Origin of the sequence: Alteromonas oceanisediminis (assembly GCF_018474025.1) — a bacterium.
Lineage (GTDB): Bacteria > Pseudomonadota > Gammaproteobacteria > Enterobacterales > Alteromonadaceae > Alteromonas_E > Alteromonas_E oceanisediminis.
In genome coordinates, this window is the sequence record NZ_JAHCTA010000008.1 from 129715 (window position 1) to 147810 (window position 18096).

The following is an 18096-nucleotide window of genomic DNA, read 5'->3' on the forward strand; positions in this document are numbered from 1 at the left end:
CAGTGCCATTGTGGGTCGTCACCGGCTAACGTCAACAGCCATGCGGCATTGCGTAAAACAAGCGCGAATGAGCACAATCACCAACATCAAAACAAGCGTCGATCTGTCTGCTATCCGCGCCATTTGACCTGTCAACGCACGTAGGTCTTTGCGTGAATGTTATGCTGCATTTGCCCCAGCACGCGTGACACCGGGCTTGTTCAGCGAGTATTGCTCAAGCGCGGTGATGCCGTAATACGCAGCGTTGTCATCTGCGTACAGTGGGTCAAATTGCGTCAGGATAATGCCGTCGACAGTCTGATTGAGCTGTTCAAACCGGTCGATTGAGCGGCTAATGTGTTTGGCATCGGTGCTATCCGCTTTGACCACAAACAGCGTGGTATCGCACAGCGCACTGACAACCATACTGTCAGCCACTGCGCGGGTCGGCGGCGTGTCGATAATCACGTAGTCATAATTCTTTTTCAGTGCGTCGATTAAGCGCCTAAAGTCAGAGCTTGCCAGCATTTCCTGCGGGTGAGTGCCATTGGAGCCTGCGCTGATCAGGTCAATACCGCTGTCTTCGTCGGTGATGATGCATTCATCGATACGGCAAGATTTACTCAGCAACTCAGATAAGCCCGGCACGGTGGGAACAAGGCCAAACCGACGCCCTATATCGCCGCGGCGCAGGTCGGCGTCGATTAAAATAACACTGCCTAGTTGCCCGAGGCTAAAACTCATATTAATCGCTGTCGTGGTTTTTCCTTCCTTAGGTAAGGCGGAGGTCAGCATGATCACATGTTGAGATTTGCCTTGCTCCAGTAACCTCAGATTCGTTCGAAGTGAACGAAACGCTTCGCCAAACAAATTAGCGTTTGTGGCGAAATAAAGTCTGAGATCGAGCAGTTTAGGCTGCCAGAACCAGCGCTTCTGTTTGGGGATCGCCCCTAACAAACGTTGCCCTAATTTTTTCTCCACGTCGTTTGGTGAGCGAATACCACTGCTCAGTGCGTCTGCGGCAATAACCAAGAAAATCGCTAATCCGGCGCTGAAAATTAACGCGCCAGCAATCAACAGGGTTTTCTTAGGTTTCGCTGGAATACGTGGAGGGTTCGCCGCATCGAGGATGCGTGCATTGGCGCTTTCAAAACCGCCCAGCTCCGCAGTTTCTTTCATGCGGGTAAAGAAAGAATCATACAATTGGCGGTTAACCTCGACATTACGTAGCAATGTTTGCCGGGTGTTTTCCAGTTGTGTCAGTTCCCGATAACGTGCTTTAGCGGCATTAACGGCCTCTTTCAGCCGGGAAATAGTGTCTTGCTTGCTTTGTTGATCCAGCGATAGGCTACTAACGACCCGCGTCATTTCATTGCGTAAGTTGGCCTGTATGGAAGCCAGTTCCGCTTTTGCTGAAATTAACGTTGGGTGTTTTGGGCCATACACGTTTGACAATTCCGATAGCCGACTTTGCGCTGCCGCCTCAGATTGTTTGATCCCCTGAATGGTGGCGTTGTTGACGATTTCTGGGTAATCTGAAAAGCGTTCTGTATCACCGTTAAACTGAGCGATTTTGTCGAAGCGTAAGCCTTGTTTTTTATACTCATTTTGTGCAATGGTCAGTTGGTCTGATAGTTGTTGTAGTTCGTCTGCGGCCAAACCCATTACACCGTCAATATCAACAACTTGTTCGCGTTGATAAAAGTCAGACAAGGCTTGTTCTGAATCATTAAGCTTTTCCCGTAGGCCAGTAATACTTTGGTTTAGCCAGGATGTCGCCTTATTGGTCATCTCCAGTTTAGAATCCAGATAACTATCGATATAGGATTCAGCCACCGCATTCGCGACGGCCGCAGCCAATTTGGGTGATTCGCTTTCGAATTTAATTTCAACCACTTGTGTGTTAGTGATCGGTTTAATGGTCAGATCTTTCATCACACGGCTCACCACGGTTTTGCGACGAGATTGCTCTTTTTCCGCCGCACTGGCGGTTTTGTCCTGCGATTTTGGCAGAAAATCGACGTTCGCTTTGAGCCATTGCCGCAGCTTATTTTTAACACTCTCCAGCCGCCACGCGGACTCGCTGTCGTTTTGTGGGTCGAGCAGCGGATGTTCAACAAGATTTAACTTGTCGACGACTAATGCAGCAATCTTACGGCTTTTCAGAATCTCAAATTGTGTTTGGTAGTACTCTTTGCGACTGGAATCCATCCCGTAGACTTCTTCGATCGACAGCAACTTTGTCTGTTCCGCTTCAATCAGCAACGATGCGGTAGCGATATAACGGGGCGATATGAAAAGGAGTACGAGGGCTGTTACTGCGGTAAAAAACAGTGCGAACGTAGCAATGCCAAAACGATTGCGTTTCACCAGTTGCCAATAATGATCAATGTCCAACAGCTCGGCATTGAGCGGCTCGGCCGCGGTTGGCGCAAGGGTTGGTGTGCGTGAAAGTCGTTGGTTATTCATAGGGGCATCCTGCGGCTAGAAAAAGGATTGTTTGACCGTAACTATGTCACCTGGCTGGATAGCATCCACAGGCCCTAGTACAACATCAATGGTGCGTTCGCCGATTGCGCGTTCAACACGGAAACTCTTGGTCGCGGCACGTTCGGTAAAGCCGCCGGCCAATGCCGCGGCCTTAGCGATGGTGATACCGGGCTGGAAAGGGTAGCCGCCGGGCTTATTCACCGCGCCAGAAATAAAAAATGGGCGATACTCTACAATATTGACCTGCACCGACGGGTTAACGAGATAGTCACCGAGCAACCCGTCATAAATGGTTTCTTCAATGTTGGCGACAGTTTTATTGGCGAGCCTCAGCTCGCCCAGAAATGGGTAATTGACCACGCCGTTGTCAGGCAGTTGCGCCACGACATTCAAGTCGGGTTGACCAAACACATTAATTTGAATGGTATCGCCAGTGTTCACTCTATACTGCGGATTCACTGCCTGTTGCGGGTCTGCAACAGTGACCTGTGCAGTTAACAGCGACATCAGCACGAATGCGCTGCGGGAAATGATCTTTTTGAAGCGTTGTGTGCGCGCAAAAAAACAATCTAAGGTGTGTAAATACAATCGGTTGTCCATGGTAATTGCTCCCTTTTTATCAAGCGTTGACGCACGCGTCTGGCACAGAGTAAGAGTGTGGCCTTACGTCGACACACGGCGCTGGTGACTCTTACGCCGCGAACATGAGTGATTTTATCCGTAGCCTTTGTCAGCATTGACTTGACGGGCGATTTACGCCTGTTATTCAAGCTCAACACAACGAAGTCATGCGCGACTTATGCGCCGCGCTGGCTCAGTCTATGCGACATACGTGCCAGTGGATTCAAGGGCCGATATTTATTGGGCTGGCGCCGCGATTGAGGAAATTACTCTGCGGGTGAACTTTGTGGCGCAGGGTTTGCAAAGTCAGCAGTTCACACAGCCGATGTCGATTTGCAGGGGAACGCATCCATGTCCAATGTAGGAATTATCCAAGCCAATAAAAGCAGCGTGTCATCACTTTATCGCCTTGTCGATTTGGTGGTGATCACACTCACTTTTTTTTCTACTTTGCTAGCGTTTGAGCTGGCACCAAATCCAAACACCATGATATTGCTGTGTGCCAGCATCATCGTGTATATGCTGGTTGCGGAGGGATTGGAGCTTTATCGTTCTTGGCGTACATCGCCGTTGCGAGAACTGTTGAAACATGTGGTTGCCAGTTGGACGATAACGTCTTTCATGGTAATTGCCGGTTCCTACGCACTCACCGGATACAACATGTTGCGCCCGACGGAAGTGTTGCTGTGGTTAGTATTGACCTATCCGGCGCTCACACTGTGGCGCGCTGGGTTCCGGCAAATGTTAACGGTATATCGTAAAGGCGGTGGAAACAGTCGTAGCGCGCTGGTGATAGGGGCCAATGCGTCAGGTCTGGCGCTGGCAAACCAATTGCGCGATCAGGAGGGGCTAGGCATTTCTTGTATTGGCTTGTTTGATGATCGCGCACCACAGCGCTTGCCGTATGACGTGCGAGGGCAAGTACTTGGTGGTGTTGATCAGGCAATTGCAATGGCACGTCGCAATGAAGTTGACTATGTCTACATTGCACTGCCCATGAGCGCAGAGAAACGCATTATGCAGGTACTGGACAAGTGCAGTGATACCACGGCAACCGTCTCAATCATTCCTAACTTTTTTATCTACAATCTTATCAATGCCCGCTGGCAAAATATCGGCTCGATTCAGGCGCTGAGCATTTACGATACACCTTTTCAGGGAGCCAGCGACGTGCTGAAGCGCCTGGAAGACGTGATTTTCAGTAGCCTGATTCTGGCGCTTATAGCCGTGCCCATGCTGATCATTGCTGCGTTGGTTAAGATAACCTCACCGGGGCCTGTGATTTTCAAGCAGGACCGATACGGCTTAGATGGTAAAAAAATCAGAGTGTATAAGTTCCGCTCAATGACCACCGCTGACAACGGAGCCACGGTTAAACAGGCGACCAAAAATGATGCACGGATCACGCCGCTCGGCGCCTTTCTTCGCAAGACCTCTTTAGATGAACTCCCACAGTTTATTAATGTGTTACGCGGCGAAATGTCGATTGTAGGCCCACGCCCGCATGCGGTTGCCCACAATGAACAGTACCGCAAACTTATTCAGCGCTACATGCTGCGTCACAAAGTGAAACCGGGTATTACCGGGTGGGCGCAAATTAATGGGCTACGTGGCGAAACTGAAACCATTAATAAGATGGTGAAACGTGTGGAGTATGATCTTGAGTACATACACCGTTGGTCGCTGTGGTTTGATGTTAAGATTATTTTGTCGACCGTCGTCAATGGGTTTGTGAACAAAAACGCCTACTAACTGGATCCGGACGCCTTAGACACAACGCGGTTGCGTCCTTCATGTTTCGCCATGTAAAGATGCTTATCGGCCAAGTTAACTGCTTGGTCGATACTGGTGTCTTTATTCACCTCAGCAACGCCAATGCTGAGCGCCACTTTGATCGGATGCTGATTTTGCCATACCGGGCTTTCATGGATACTCAGCCGAATTTTCTCAGCCAGTTCATGCGCGTTTTCTAAGCCCGTATCAGGCAGCATGAACAGAAACTCTTCTCCGCCCCAGCGTGCGACCATGTCCTGTTTTCGAATCGCATTCTGGAATCGTTTCGCGAGTGTTTTTAATACTTCGTCACCGCAATCATGGCCATATTGATCATTGATCGATTTAAAGTGATCAACATCCGCCAGCAATACTGAAAAGCAGCCATTACTGCGCGCCATACGCTGATATTCATGTTTAAGTTGTTCGTTAATATGCCGGCGATTCGGCAGCTTGGTCATTTGATCGTGCAGCGCCTGATGCTCAAACTCGTCTCGCATTTTGTCAACGTAAGCATAGCTCTGCTCTCGGCTGTATTCATAAAGCCCTGACAAAAATACGATTGTTGCGAACGAATAGAGTAGTCTTGTTTTAAATTCAACACTGTAGTGCGTTAGAAGTAAACCGTCGTTGGGGTAGAAGAGCACAACGCTCACTAGCGCGGTAAACAAGACGACCAACGTTAGTCCGCGTTTAAACCCGCCTAAAAATAAACTAACAGGCGGCACCAGATACAGCCATAGCGGGCCTGTATTGCTGTTGCCTCCCGTAATCACTAAAAACAGTGTCAGCACCATTAAACACATCACCAGAATAACTACCGCTGCGTGCTGTGCAAAGAGGGTTTGTTTAACCACCTGAAGCCAGCGGGTGGTAAAGAACAGTAAACTGGCAACCGCCAGCGATAGGCCTAACAACCAATCTTGCGCAAATGCAGCACGAACCCCTAAAACCAAGGTCAAGCTGCTACCGACAAAGGCAAATAGGTTAACCACAATGACGCGTCGGTTGGTTTCCGCGTCGAACGACTTAGAGCAACCCGCGCGAGCGTAGCGCTGTGCTGCTGATTTCAAGCGGGAAAAGCTTTTCACGATTAACCTTGCGGGCTTGTTTTAGTCAGCGTCGCCGCAATTTCATCAGCCAGTTCGGACACCAGCGTACGCATGCGTGCCACAGAATGTGCATAACCATCCTGTTCAAGTGGGCGCGAATACTGGAATGAGTGCGGCGCAGACAGTTTCCCGTCGTGCTCAGTCATCCAAATCCCAGACAGCACAACGTCACCTCGCTGAAGCGGCATAAAATGCTCAACGTTAACCACGATGGAAATTTTTGCATTGTCGGAAATGGTTGAATGGGTGCGAGAAGGCATTCGGTAGAATCCGCTCAGTGAAGGGAACTGGCTGAGTGAGTTTGCGAGCAACATGCCAAAATCCGCGTCGAGAGGCTCGGCCCATACATGCTTAGTGGCGATTGATAATGTTTCATCATCATTCTGCATGACCAAACTGCGGCTCTGTAGGTATTCAGGCAAGTTTACCTGCTTTACATTCACGAATACGGTGTCAGATGTATTTGCCGTTGTGGGTGTGTCCCTGACGATATTCAGCAGATAATGATTAATTTCGATGGGTTGTGATGCACACCCACTGATCAAGATCACGCTGATCACAGTCAACAACCAATGTCGCCGTAGGGTTAAGCGATTTGTCATACTAGTCATTGCGATCTCCCTTACGCTGCGGTTGGATATCTTCTTGGCTACTGTCGCCAAATAACAGACCATTAGGCTTTTCCTTGAGACGGATCAAGATTGGCTGGATCTCGCGCAATGTATCTTGCAGATTGCGCATACTGCCATTCACGTTCGAATAGGTGGCAGACCCTTCTGCATAATCAGCCAGAAGTTGCTGCATTTGCGCAGTGACATCTTCAATCTGCTGATTGAGGGTTGCAATATCAAATTGATTAATTTTGTCATCAAAGTTTTGACTGGTTTGCGCTACCGATTCTGCCGTGGCCGACATGGCTGCAATTACCTGCTGAATATCAGCGACCACATCATCTAGAGGCATACTATTGAGTTTATTTAATAACGCGTCGACTTTCTGCGTGATTTGCGTGAACTCGTTCGATGCTGAAGGAATATAGTCGTAATCCAATAGCGCAATGGGCGTGAAAGGCTGTGGGTTTTTTACATGTTGCAAGTCTACAAACAGCCCGCCGGTTAAAAAATTACCCACACGCAACGTGGCGCGCAAATCATTTTCTACCCAACGGTTAATCTGACGCCGCACAAACTCAAGCCCGGCTTGATTATCTGGTTGGCGCACTTTACCGGGGTAAATGTTGATTAATACAGGAATGGCGTATTCTTTCTCAAGCATGGTGCCTGGCAGGGGGCTTACCGCATTAATCGCCAACACTTCGCCAATCTGAATTCCCCGATACTCTACGGGCGCTCCAACCGTTAAACCCCTCACGGTATCATCAATCAGTAGCATGAATTCGGCGGCAAGCTTAAAGCGCTCATCGGCTGCGGCTTCAAAACTGCTATAGATATCAAAATGCGTACGTTTGTTAATTTGTTCGCCCGCAGGTGAGCCGGGAGGGATGCCGAACGTTACACCATTGGTGAGTAATGTTTCTAAGCTACCCGTCTCGACGGAGATACCCGAAGAGGCAAGGTTGAATTTCACACCACTGACATTCCAAAAACGCGTGTTTTCCGTAATCAGCTTGTGATAGGGCGCTTCGATAAACGCGTTGTAATACACCACACGCTCTTCGATGTTAAAGTAAATATCTTCAAACTCGCCAACTTTGAAGCCTTTGTACACGATTGGATCGCCTTCTTTAAACGCAAATTCGTCTGCGCTGTTTAAAGTAACGTGCAGTCCCGGCGTACCTAACGGCGTAACCGGAGGACGTTCCAAACCAATAAAGTCGCTGCGCTGCTGGCCGTTATTCGCTGGCTCCATAGCGATATAGCTGCCTGACAACAGCGTGTTCAGGCCCGACACACCACTGAACGAAACGCGTGGCGATACTACCCAGAATTCTGTATCGGTAGTCAGCAATTCATTAACGGTATTATCCATTCGTGCGGTAATGATAACCCCGGTTAGGTCGGGCTTTAACTCAATACTTTTGACAATACCCACGTCGAGATCTTTCGCTTTAATCGGGGTTTTATTCACTTCAATCCCTGTGGCAGATTGAAATTCAATGGTGATCAATGGACCTTGGGTCAGCCATTGTTGAAACACCATCCATAAGCCAATAAGCAGTGCGACAATCGGAATAAACCACACTTTGGAAAAGCGAGCAGCGGGTTTCACAATAGCACTTTGTTCAAGCGGTTCTGTCATGTCGGTTTCTTGTATACCAAATTAATCGACTGTCGAAGGTCATTGCCGCCACCATAGTGACAAACACCACAGCGCAAAATGCCAATACACCCGGACCAGGATAAATAGACATAGTATTGCCTAGCTGTATCAATGCAACCAGAATCGCGACAACGAATACATCAATCATTGACCACCGCCCAATCAACTCGGTAATGCGATAGCTTCGCGCCCGCGCGCTTTGGTAGCGCAGATCACCGCGCTGCACGGTATAGTTCAGGTAGGCAAGGGCTATCAATTTTGCCACTGGCACCATAATACTGGCAATAAAGATAATGCTGGCAATAGGGTAGGAGCCTTCCTGCCAGAGCAATCGCACGCCGCCAATGATTGTGCTCGGCTCATCACGCCCCAGCAGGTTTGTGTGCATCACCGGCAATAAATTCGCCGGAATATATAACAATACCGCGGTTAATAGCAGCGCCCATGTATGTTGAATACTGAACCGTGCGCTTTGTTCATCCAAAGGCTTGTGTGTTTCCTGATAGGTTTCTGCAAGCCAGAGTGTGGTTTCTGCCCGATCGAAATACATCAGCGTAAACGCAGAGCACAGCGTAAAGGCGACGTAGGCAAAAAAGGACATGCCAAACAAAACATCCGCATGTGACGTGATTTTCACCAAGCTAACCAGCGTGCCGACCAAGAATATTTCCGCCATGCTCCAGGGCAATAGGCGCTGTACCCACACAAACACGCGCGCGCTGAAATAACTCGGTTGTGCGTACAGCCGTTGATACTGTAAAACGCAGATACCCAGTAATACTGAGCCGGGTAGCACCAAGGTTGCTAGCGCAGTCACGATCGCTAAGGATGTGTAGTGAATGTCGACTAGGGTTAGTAAGCCTTGAATAATTTCCATCGAATGTTGTTGGCCGCTGGCGCGAAATGACAGAAAATTAAAGGGAATAGAGAGCAGCAGAAAAATGAGCCCGGCTAGCCCAAAGCCAAGGCTAAACTCAACGCTGTTGCGGCGGTAAGACATGACTTGATTACCACAACGGGGACACAGAGCACGCTCACGATGCTGCAAAACCGGCACAGAGAAGGTGGTTTGGCAGTGTTCACAGGTGAGTGTTGTTCGCTCCGACATAAGGTACGTGGTGATTCATTCAATGCTGCCAGCATAGTGGATTGCGTAACATTACACCAGTGCTCAATCGGTAGATATTCGACAACTTTATCTCCGAAAACAATCAGTTAATTGGAATGATTTGACCCAAAAGTCGTTCACCGTACAGTGAACGACAAACGAGTCATAGCCATCGTAACGCGCTGAATTTAGTAGTCGGCATTGCCTGGCGTGCGTGGGAAAGGAATCACATCACGTACATTCTGCATGCCTGTCACGTAGGCCACCAATCGCTCAAAGCCAAGGCCAAAACCACTGTGCGGAACGCTGCCATAGCGGCGAAGGTCGCGGTACCAACTGTAGTCTTCTTTGTCTAAGCCCATGGCTTCGAGACGTTGGTCAAATACATCAAGGCGTTCTTCACGCTGTGAGCCACCGATGATCTCACCAATACCCGGGGCCAGAATATCCATGGCAGCAACCGTTTTGTTGTCGTCGTTGATGCGCATGTAAAATGCTTTGATATCTTTAGGGTAATTTTTCATGATGATCGGCGCACCCACGTGCTCTTCCGCAAGATAACGTTCGTGCTCGGAGGATAAGTCGACGCCCCATTCCACCGGAAACTCAAACTGTTTCCCGCTCGCCTGAAGAATATCGATGGCATCGGTGTAATCCATATGCACAAAATCGCTGCTAACCAACTTCTGTAAACGCGTGATCGCATCTTTTGAAATACGCTCAGCAAAGAACGCCATATCGTCGGCACGCTCTTCAAGCACAGCCTGACACACGTATTTGAGCAAGTCTTCAGCCAACCCGGCTATATCGTTTAAATCGGCAAACGCAACTTCCGGTTCGATCATCCAAAACTCAGCCAAATGGCGACTGGTGTTACTGTTTTCTGCACGGAATGTCGGGCCAAAAGTGTATACTTTTGACATCGCACAGGCATAGGTTTCTACGTTGAGTTGGCCAGACACGGTGAGGTAGGTTTCCTTACCGAAAAAATCTTCTGCGTAATTGACTTTGCCGTGCTCGTCTTTAGGGATATTCAGCATATCTAGCGTGCTAACGCGGAACATTTCACCGGCACCTTCGGTATCACTGGCTGTGAGGATAGGCGTGCTGATCCAAAAGTAGCCACGCTCATGAAAAAAGCGGTGGATGGCTTGCGACAGACAGTTGCGAACCCGAGTTACCGCACCAATCACGTTGGTACGTGCGCGCAAATGCGCATGCTCGCGCAAATATTCAATGCTGTGTCGCTTTGCCGCCATGGGATAGGTGTCAGGGTTCTCAACCAGACCCGTAATCACGATCTCAGTGGCTTCGATTTCGACCGATTGGCCTTTACCTTCAGATGCTTTAACCGTACCGGTAGCGATCAAGGCGCAACCGGTTGTGAGCTTTTGCACGTCGGCGTAATTTTCCAGCAAATTCAATGCGATGACTTGAACAGGATCAAAACAACTCCCATCATGCACAGCAAGAAAAGACAGGCCAGCTTTCGAGTCACGTCGTGTTCTAACCCAACCTTTAACGGTAACGGTTTGACCCACGTCAAATTGACCTTTCAGCACGTCGACGACAGAGGCGTGCGGCATAAATAACATCTCCAATAGACAAAGCGAAATAAAACCCCGTAGTATACTGATACAAAGCAACTATGCTAGCGTCGGTTTCCGTTTACTTTGGCTATTTTGAGTGACTTCGCTGTTTTTATTGATGAAACAAGTGAAAACGGAGCGTTACCCGGTTTATCCAGTTTTTGCCATGTGGATAAATGTGGCGTGTGCGGTTAGCAAAATTTATGAGGCCTTGGCGCATCATGCAATCGGATCAACCCAGCAGCGAACAAGCGAAATCGGGCATTTTGTCAGACGCGGAGTATCGGCAAATGTCAGGGCGCGATCGGCGCGAATTACCGCGTATTCAGGATCGAGTGTACCAAGTAGCCGTGACGTTGAATATTTTAGCGTGGGTCGCGCTCGTTGCAGCACTGGTGATGTTTCATTTTGCACGCCCCGAATTAGTGACCGGGTTACAGTCATTCTGGGGTGTTGATGGGCGTGAGAACTGGTCGAAAGATCACGCGTTGGCGTTAAACTATTTGCTGCAGGGCGCGCTTGTGATGACGTTAGTTAGCCTCTGGCTGAATCGCAAACGCTCACGTCGCGAGCACGACCATACTGGAGTAAACCTGTTTATTCTGGTGGTTATCGTCATTATCAGTTTGCTCACGTTACAAATTACGGTGGATTTCTAAATTGCGCTAGCTGGAAAGGCTAAGCGTCACAGTTTATCTGTTCATTCGTCACCGCAATCGTAACTTTTTCCATCGGTTTCTGCGCAGAAACAACGTCACTATTTATTAACTAAAGTGCTTTAACGTGTGCAGTATCGCGTAAGTTAATCGGCTCAATTGCTGCGGTGTAATCACGTAAGGTGGCATGATATAGACAAGCTTGCCAAAAGGTCTTATCCACACCCCGTGTTTGACAAAATGTTTCTGCAGTTGGGCTACATCAAGTGCCTGCTGGGTTTCTACCACACCAATAGCACCTAAAACGCGGACATCTTTTACGATGCTAAGGCCGCGGCATTCGCTAAGTTCTGCATTGAGTTGAGTCTCTATCTGGACGACTTGCTGTGGCCAATGGTTTTGATTAATCAAGGTGAGGCTAGCGTTGGCCACAGCGCAGGCTAGGGGGTTACCCATGTAGGTAGGGCCATGCATAAAGACACCCGGTGAGCCTTCACATATTCCCAGTGCCACGTCGTTACTGCACACGGTCGCGGCCATCGTCAGATAGCCACCGGTCAATGCTTTGCCCAAGCAGATAATATCAGGCACTACATCCGCATGGTTACAGCCAAACAATTGACCGGTACGGCCGAAGCCAGTGGCAATCTCATCACAAATTAACAACACATTGTATTCGTCACACAGTTGGCGCATGCGTTTCAAATACTGTTTGTGATACATCCTCATGCCGCCAGCACCTTGCACAACGGGCTCAAGAATGACCGCGGCCAGCTCATGATGGTGCTGCTCAAATAACTCGATAACCGGCAGCATCTCATCTTCATTCCACGTCGATTCAAAGCGGGTTTGTGGGCTGGGCGCAAAAATTTGAGGCTTGAGCACCTGATTGAACACACTGTGCATACCATTGACCGGATCACACACCGACATGGCCGCAAACGTATCGCCGTGATAGCCATTACGGGGGCTGAGTAATTTGTGCTTATTGGGTTGCCCTTGTGCGGCCCAATACTGCACTGCCATCTTGATCGCAACTTCCACAGACACACTGCCGCTGTCTGCTAAAAACACGCGATCCAGCCCATCTGGTAGCATGGCAAGCAACTGTTTACTGACATCAATAGCCGGTTGATGCGTGATCCCACCAAACATAACGTGCGACATCGTATCAATCTGTTGATGGGCGGCGGAATTCAGCGCTGGGTGGTTATACCCATGAACTGCCGCCCACCAAGACGACATGCCATCAATCAGCTCGGTGCCGTCGGCAAGTGTTAGCGTCACTCCCTTCGCCGAAGCGACTTCATAACAGGGCAAGGGATTGGTCGCTGACGTGTAAGGGTGCCAAATATGCTGGCGGTCAAATTCAATATTGTTCAATTTTCAACCGTTAGTAAAGTGTGTGCAATGGTCAGAGTTGACAAGCTGCTGTTGCCGCATAGACTAAGCCAGTCATTTTTCTATGTAAAGGTTATGCTATGTCTGCCGCGCTCGCTGATTCATCTGTTCGTCATGATTGGACTCTCGAAGAGGTTAATGCATTATTTGCGTTACCGTTCAACGATTTAATGTTCAGAGCGCAGAGTGTACATCGTCAGCACTTCGATCCGAATCACGTCCAAGTTAGCACGTTACTATCCATTAAGACCGGTGCGTGCCCGGAAGACTGCAAATACTGCCCGCAAAGTGCGCGCTACGATACGGGCCTTGAAAAAGAGCGTTTGCTTGAAATTGAAAAAGTCATCCAGCGTGCCAAAGAAGCCCGCGCGACAGGGTCAACGCGGTTTTGTATGGGCGCTGCATGGCGCAATCCGAAAGATCGGGATATGCCGTACGTGATCGACATGATCAAGGAAGTCAAGAAGCTCGGCCTGGAAACCTGTATGACGCTGGGCATGTTGACACGCGATCAGGCCATCGCGCTCAAGCAGGCTGGGCTGGACTACTACAACCATAATCTGGATACCTCGCCGGAGTTTTATGGCGATGTGATCACAACGCGCACCTATCAGGATCGATTAGATACGCTTGAGCATGTGCGTGAGTCTGGCATGCACGTATGCGCCGGCGGCATCGTTGGCATGGGTGAAACGGCAAATGACCGTTCTGGTCTCCTGATGCAACTCGCCAACTTGCCTCAGCAACCTGAGAGCGTACCGATCAATATGCTGGTGAAAGTCAAAGGGACACCGTTAGACAGCGTGGATGATCTAGAGCCCTTCGAATTCATTCGCACCATTGCCGTTGCACGGATCATGATGCCAAAGTCGTTCGTGCGATTATCAGCCGGACGCGAGCAGATGAATGAACAAATGCAAGCCATGTGCTTCCTGGCGGGTGCAAATTCGATTTTTTACGGCTGCAAGCTGCTAACCACCTCTAATCCTGAAACACACGAAGATGTTCTGCTGTTTAAAAAGCTGGGTATCAATAGCCAGCAAACACGAGAATTTTCCGATGAAGCCCACGCGGCCGCATTGCACGACGAAATTGATTCGCAGACGGCCGACACAGACATGTTTTACGATGCCGCCAAGGCCAAGCGTGAACCTGCGCTGGCTAAGTAATCGCTACCATCATAAGGCTTGATGCTATTGCAGGCCTGAAGGGAAAATTTAATGGCGTTTGCTTTTATCCAAACTGAATTAGATGCGCGTGCTGCCGAGCAGTTGCGTCGCCAACACGTGGTTATCGAGGAAGATGCCCACGGCATGATCAAGGTGGATGGCGCAGCCTACATTAATTTCTCCAGTAACGACTACTTAGGGTTGCGCCAGCATCCTCGGGTGCTACAACGCTGGGCTGAAGGGCTAGCGCAGTACGGTGGCGGTAGTGGTGCCTCACCTTTGGTGACCGGCTATACCCGCGCGCATCAGCAATTGTGTGATAATCTGGCGGATCTGCTCAACCGAGAGGCTGTTTTATTGTTTAGCAGCGGTTTTGCGGCCAATCATGCGATCTGTCAGGCGCTGTTGAAGCCTGATTCGATTGTTTACGCCGATAAACTGTCCCACGCCTCATTGATTGAAGGCGCCAGAAACAGCCAGGGCACACTGAAGCGCTTTCATCACAACGACCTGTCGCACCTACACAGGTTGTTAAATGCTGACAAGAAAGCACTAGAAAAAGATCGCCTGATTGCAACGGAAGGGGTGTTTAGCATGGATGGTGACCAAGCGCCTGTAACCGCGCTGGTTGATACAGTACGTTCGCACACAACCACATCATCTGCACCGTGGTTAATGATCGATGATGCACATGGTTTTGGCGTGGTCGGTGAGCACGGGGCGGGTGTCGCTGCCAGTGCCACCCAAAATGAGTGTCAGATTATTATGGCCACGTTGGGCAAAGCGTGTGGCACCGGTGGAGCGTTTGTGGCCGGGAGCCCGGCGCTCATTGATTATCTCACCCAATTTGCCAAACACTATATCTACAGTACGGCTATGCCGCCGGCGCAAGCACTGGCATCATCTATGGCCTTGAAGCTTATCCAGCGAGGTGAGCAACGTGAGGTTTTGCATACCAATATCGCCCATTTCACGCGTGGAATGCAGGCGTCTGGATTCGCAATTAGCGGTTCGGACTCGGCCATTCAGCCGGTGATCATTGGTGAAGCACACAAAACATTAGCGTACGCTGAACGCCTTAAAGCGTTGGGCATCTGGGTGACTCCAATCCGTTATCCAACAGTGCCTAAGGGGACCGCCCGGTTGCGTATTACACTGTCGGCTCAGCACCAGTCCCAAGATATTGACGCACTGGTTGATGCGCTGTGTATCGTGCGCGATGCCATGCGATCCAGCGATGACACACGCGTTGAATAGCTGTGCACAAACGGCATGTTCTGAGCAACATGCTCGCGGAGTGTGTGTGAATAAGCGTGCCGTGGGGCAATGTTTCTCCAGAGGGAGCGAAGTGTATGATGCGCGTGCTGCGGTTCAACAAGACATTGCACGCTATCTCACGACGTTGAGTCGAACCGATCCACCGAGTTCACAAGGGCTTGATTTGGGCTGTGGCACCGGCTATTTATCCCGCATGTGCCACCCGGCAGAACAATGGGTGGGTATTGATATCGCGTTCGGGATGGTAGAAAAATCTGTTCGCAATAGTCAACGCTCACACGAACACGTCAGTCAAATTGCCCCACTATTTATTCATGCCGATGCAGAAGCGCTGCCTTTCGCTGACGCGCAGTTTTCGCGGGTAGTATCGAGCATGGCGTTGCAGTGGGTGAGCTCGCCAATGCAATGCGCTACAGAGTTAGCACGGGTGCTGGCATGGCACGGTATTGCTAGGCTAGCCATTTTGAGTTCACCAGGCTTACCTGAACTGGCCCACGGGTGGGCGTATGTTGATCAACGGGCACGGCTGAATCAATTTCCCGCTATGGCAACGTGGGCTGACGCATTCAAGCGTGCAAAGTTGCACGTAGTGGATCATCACACTAAACCCTTTGTGACTCTGCACAGTGACATTTTTGCGCTGCTCCATTCGATCAATGACATTGGTGCCGGTACGCTTCAGCAAAATCTAAATAAGCCACTGACACGTGCCACGCTGCGCGAATTGTCAGCGTGGTGGCAGCAGTATCATTCAACACCGCAAGGGCTGCGTTTAACTTACCAGGTCGACTTTTGGCACCTTCAAAAAGGATAAATACCATGCAGAGTTTGTTTGTCACTGGTACTGACACCGACGTGGGTAAAACGGTGGTCACCGGTGGTTTGCTAAAGGCCTTCGCCACTCGCGGGCTTAGCACACTGGGGTACAAGCCCATCGCCGCAGGCTGCGAGAGCACACCCAGAGGATTAGAAAACGCCGATGCGTTGTTTTTACAGCATTGCAGCAGTGTGCGCGCGCCACTCATCGAAGTGAATCCGGTCACGTATGCTCCACCCATTGCGCCTCACATCGCCGCGACATTAGCTGAACAACCGATTGCCTCAGAACAGGTGATCGCCGGTTGGCACCAATTAGCCAGTTATCAACCCGATGTTCTGATCACCGAAGGTGCTGGTGGATGGGCTTTGCCAATCAGCCACCAAGATACATTTCCCTCCATTTTGCGGCAGTTGCCCTTACGCGTTATTCTGGTTGTGGGCATGCGACTGGGCTGCTTAAACCACGCGCTCTTAACCGCAAGCGCGGTGCGAGCCGATGGGTTTGAGCTGGCTGGCTGGGTAGCGAACCATCTAAGCGCTACCATGCCTTACTTGCAAGACAATATCGATACGCTCAGCCATCTGCTCGGCGCACCGCTTTTAGGGCAGGTTCCCTATCTGAACAATGACCCAAATAATCCGTTTGAGCATACTTTGGGCGCAGAGCAGTACCTTGATATTGCTCCGTTACTCGTAGGTACGGGATAATACCTTGTCGTTGCGGTCGAAGCGTAAGCGACACTGGTGCAATGACGGGCGTATTTTGCTGTAAAAACGTAAGCTGATTTGCGTGCCGAGCACCGATTTTTCAATGGTTAACCGATTGGCCGTTTTCAGTTGTCTGTCGACGCTGGCATATGACGTGCCCTCTGCGAAGTTACCACACAAATAGAATACTTCTTTGCGACCTTCATTCCAAAAGACCGCATAAGCAATCAGACCGGCTGTGAATAGCAGCGCGACGAGGACTTTGATCATACGCCGAGGTACTGCTTAAGATCATCACCGGCAGCAATGGGGTGTTTATCCGAACCTAAAAAGACAAAACCGCCCAACTGACCTTTCAGGCTTAAATTATCACCGGAAAGTAATAGCGCCGTACCTTCACGAATAGCCAGCACCGGCGTTTTCGGATTTAACTGCGTAAACTCGGCAAGGCGCTGATCACGTGTTTCGCCGTTATGCCCCGGTGGTTGATAGTCAGTGTAATGCGGGTTGATTTGAGCGGCTAAAAAATGCAGCGCATTAAAACTGGGAGGCTCAATGATTGGCATGTCGTTTGTTGTTCTGATTGTTTCGCCACAAATGTTCGACCCTGCACTCCAGCCGATGTAAGGCATACCCGTATTCACACGTTGTTGAATGAGCGTGATCAGTTCAAAGGCATATAACTGGTAGAGCAGATGAAACGTGTTTCCGCCACCGACCAGCACCGCCTTCGCGTTGCTGATAGCCGATTTCGGATCGGCGTACTCGTGCAAACCTTTGACGTTCAGCGACGGTAGCGCCTGCTGCACTTTTTCCGTGTATTCATCGAGCATCATTGTCACGCCCGCATAGGGTATAAACACGACATCCACGATATCACCAAGGTGCTCTGCAATCATGGGTTTAGCATGTTCAAGGTAGGGCTCATCAGCAGCGCGTGAGCTGCTCAACATCAGAATATGTCGCATCGTAATTCCCTGTTAATTAAACGAATTTGCGGAGTATTATAGCGCCAGCGAGGCAGTGAAAACAATCAATCGAGCATGATCATCAAGACACCGATTGTGCGTTGCACAAATTCTCATAGCCTATAGAATGGCGGTAATCTTCGTC

The 18096-nt window shown here is 49.8% G+C and carries 16 protein-coding genes; 6 read left to right on the forward strand and 10 right to left on the reverse strand.

All coding sequences use genetic code 11. The annotated features are described in order from the left end of the window. Positions 1-159: 159 nt before the first annotated feature. Positions 160-2448 carry a GumC family protein gene (locus tag KIU71_RS14450; RefSeq protein WP_214132002.1) on the reverse strand — a complete coding sequence of 763 codons (2289 nt, stop codon included), beginning with the start codon at positions 2446-2448 and terminating at the stop codon, positions 160-162. A 15-nt stretch (positions 2449-2463) separates the two neighbouring features. Next, complete coding sequence (locus KIU71_RS14455) at positions 2464-3069, reverse strand: polysaccharide biosynthesis/export family protein (protein WP_214132003.1); 606 nt, start codon at positions 3067-3069, stop codon at positions 2464-2466. A 372-nt stretch (positions 3070-3441) separates the two neighbouring features. On the opposite strand from KIU71_RS14455, the gene KIU71_RS14460 reads away from it, so the two are divergent. After that, positions 3442-4842 carry an undecaprenyl-phosphate glucose phosphotransferase gene (locus KIU71_RS14460; protein WP_214132004.1) on the forward strand — a complete coding sequence of 467 codons (1401 nt, stop codon included), beginning with the start codon at positions 3442-3444 and terminating at the stop codon, positions 4840-4842. Here KIU71_RS14460 and KIU71_RS18055 read toward each other — a convergent pair. The 5 genes from KIU71_RS18055 to asnS all read right to left on the reverse strand — a co-directional run bounded on the left by KIU71_RS18055 (position 4839) and on the right by asnS (position 10949). Continuing rightward, entirely contained in the window at positions 4839-5954 is a 1116-nt protein-coding gene (locus KIU71_RS18055; RefSeq protein ID WP_214132005.1) for a GGDEF domain-containing protein, read from the reverse strand. The genes KIU71_RS14460 and KIU71_RS18055 overlap by 4 nt on opposite strands. Positions 5955-5956: 2 nt before the next feature. Next, positions 5957-6586, reverse strand: a complete 630-nt coding sequence (locus KIU71_RS14470; RefSeq protein ID WP_214132006.1) for a PqiC family protein — start codon at positions 6584-6586, stop codon at positions 5957-5959. Further along, entirely contained in the window at positions 6579-8234 is a 1656-nt protein-coding gene (pqiB, locus tag KIU71_RS14475; protein ID WP_214132007.1) for an intermembrane transport protein PqiB, read from the reverse strand. The genes KIU71_RS14470 and pqiB overlap by 8 nt, the downstream gene beginning before the upstream one ends. Next, entirely contained in the window at positions 8218-9363 is a 1146-nt protein-coding gene (locus tag KIU71_RS14480) for a paraquat-inducible protein A (RefSeq protein ID WP_214132008.1), read from the reverse strand. Before KIU71_RS14480 ends, pqiB begins: the two co-directional genes overlap by 17 nt. A 188-nt stretch (positions 9364-9551) precedes the next feature. Continuing rightward, the gene (gene asnS / locus KIU71_RS14485) at positions 9552-10949 is read right to left on the reverse strand and encodes an asparagine--tRNA ligase (protein ID WP_214132009.1); all 1398 of its coding nucleotides are present in this window, start codon (positions 10947-10949) and stop codon (positions 9552-9554) included. A gap of 224 nt (positions 10950-11173) precedes the next feature. On the opposite strand from asnS, the gene KIU71_RS14490 reads away from it, so the two are divergent. Beyond that, a complete protein-coding gene (locus KIU71_RS14490; RefSeq protein ID WP_214132010.1) occupies positions 11174-11611 on the forward strand; it encodes a hypothetical protein in 438 nt (145 codons plus the stop codon). A gap of 105 nt (positions 11612-11716) precedes the next feature. Here KIU71_RS14490 and bioA read toward each other — a convergent pair whose 3' ends face one another. Further along, positions 11717-12991 (reverse strand): adenosylmethionine--8-amino-7-oxononanoate transaminase, encoded by a 1275-nt coding sequence (bioA, locus tag KIU71_RS14495; RefSeq protein WP_214132011.1) that lies wholly within the window; start codon positions 12989-12991, stop codon positions 11717-11719. 98 nt (positions 12992-13089) lie between these two features. On the opposite strand from bioA, the gene bioB reads away from it, so the two are divergent. From bioB to bioD, 4 genes are read left to right on the forward strand one after another with little or no spacing between them, the layout of a single operon-like run. Continuing rightward, positions 13090-14178 carry a biotin synthase BioB gene (bioB, locus tag KIU71_RS14500; protein ID WP_214132012.1) on the forward strand — a complete coding sequence of 363 codons (1089 nt, stop codon included), beginning with the start codon at positions 13090-13092 and terminating at the stop codon, positions 14176-14178. A 51-nt stretch (positions 14179-14229) separates the two neighbouring features. Next, positions 14230-15435, forward strand: coding sequence for an aminotransferase class I/II-fold pyridoxal phosphate-dependent enzyme (locus tag KIU71_RS14505; protein WP_214132013.1), 1206 nt, complete (start codon positions 14230-14232; stop codon positions 15433-15435). Between the two features lie 46 nt (positions 15436-15481). Further along, positions 15482-16270 carry a methyltransferase domain-containing protein gene (locus KIU71_RS14510; RefSeq protein ID WP_214132014.1) on the forward strand — a complete coding sequence of 263 codons (789 nt, stop codon included), beginning with the start codon at positions 15482-15484 and terminating at the stop codon, positions 16268-16270. 5 nt (positions 16271-16275) lie between these two features. Continuing rightward, positions 16276-16983, forward strand: coding sequence for a dethiobiotin synthase (gene bioD / locus KIU71_RS14515; RefSeq protein ID WP_214132015.1), 708 nt, complete (start codon positions 16276-16278; stop codon positions 16981-16983). On the opposite strand, the gene KIU71_RS14520 is transcribed toward bioD, so the two are convergent. Next, positions 16963-17253 (reverse strand): hypothetical protein, encoded by a 291-nt coding sequence (locus KIU71_RS14520; RefSeq protein WP_214132016.1) that lies wholly within the window; start codon positions 17251-17253, stop codon positions 16963-16965. The genes bioD and KIU71_RS14520 overlap by 21 nt on opposite strands. Beyond that, positions 17250-17951, reverse strand: a complete 702-nt coding sequence (gene pepE, locus KIU71_RS14525) for a dipeptidase PepE (protein WP_214132017.1) — start codon at positions 17949-17951, stop codon at positions 17250-17252. Before pepE ends, KIU71_RS14520 begins: the two co-directional genes overlap by 4 nt. Positions 17952-18096: the final 145 nt, after the last annotated feature.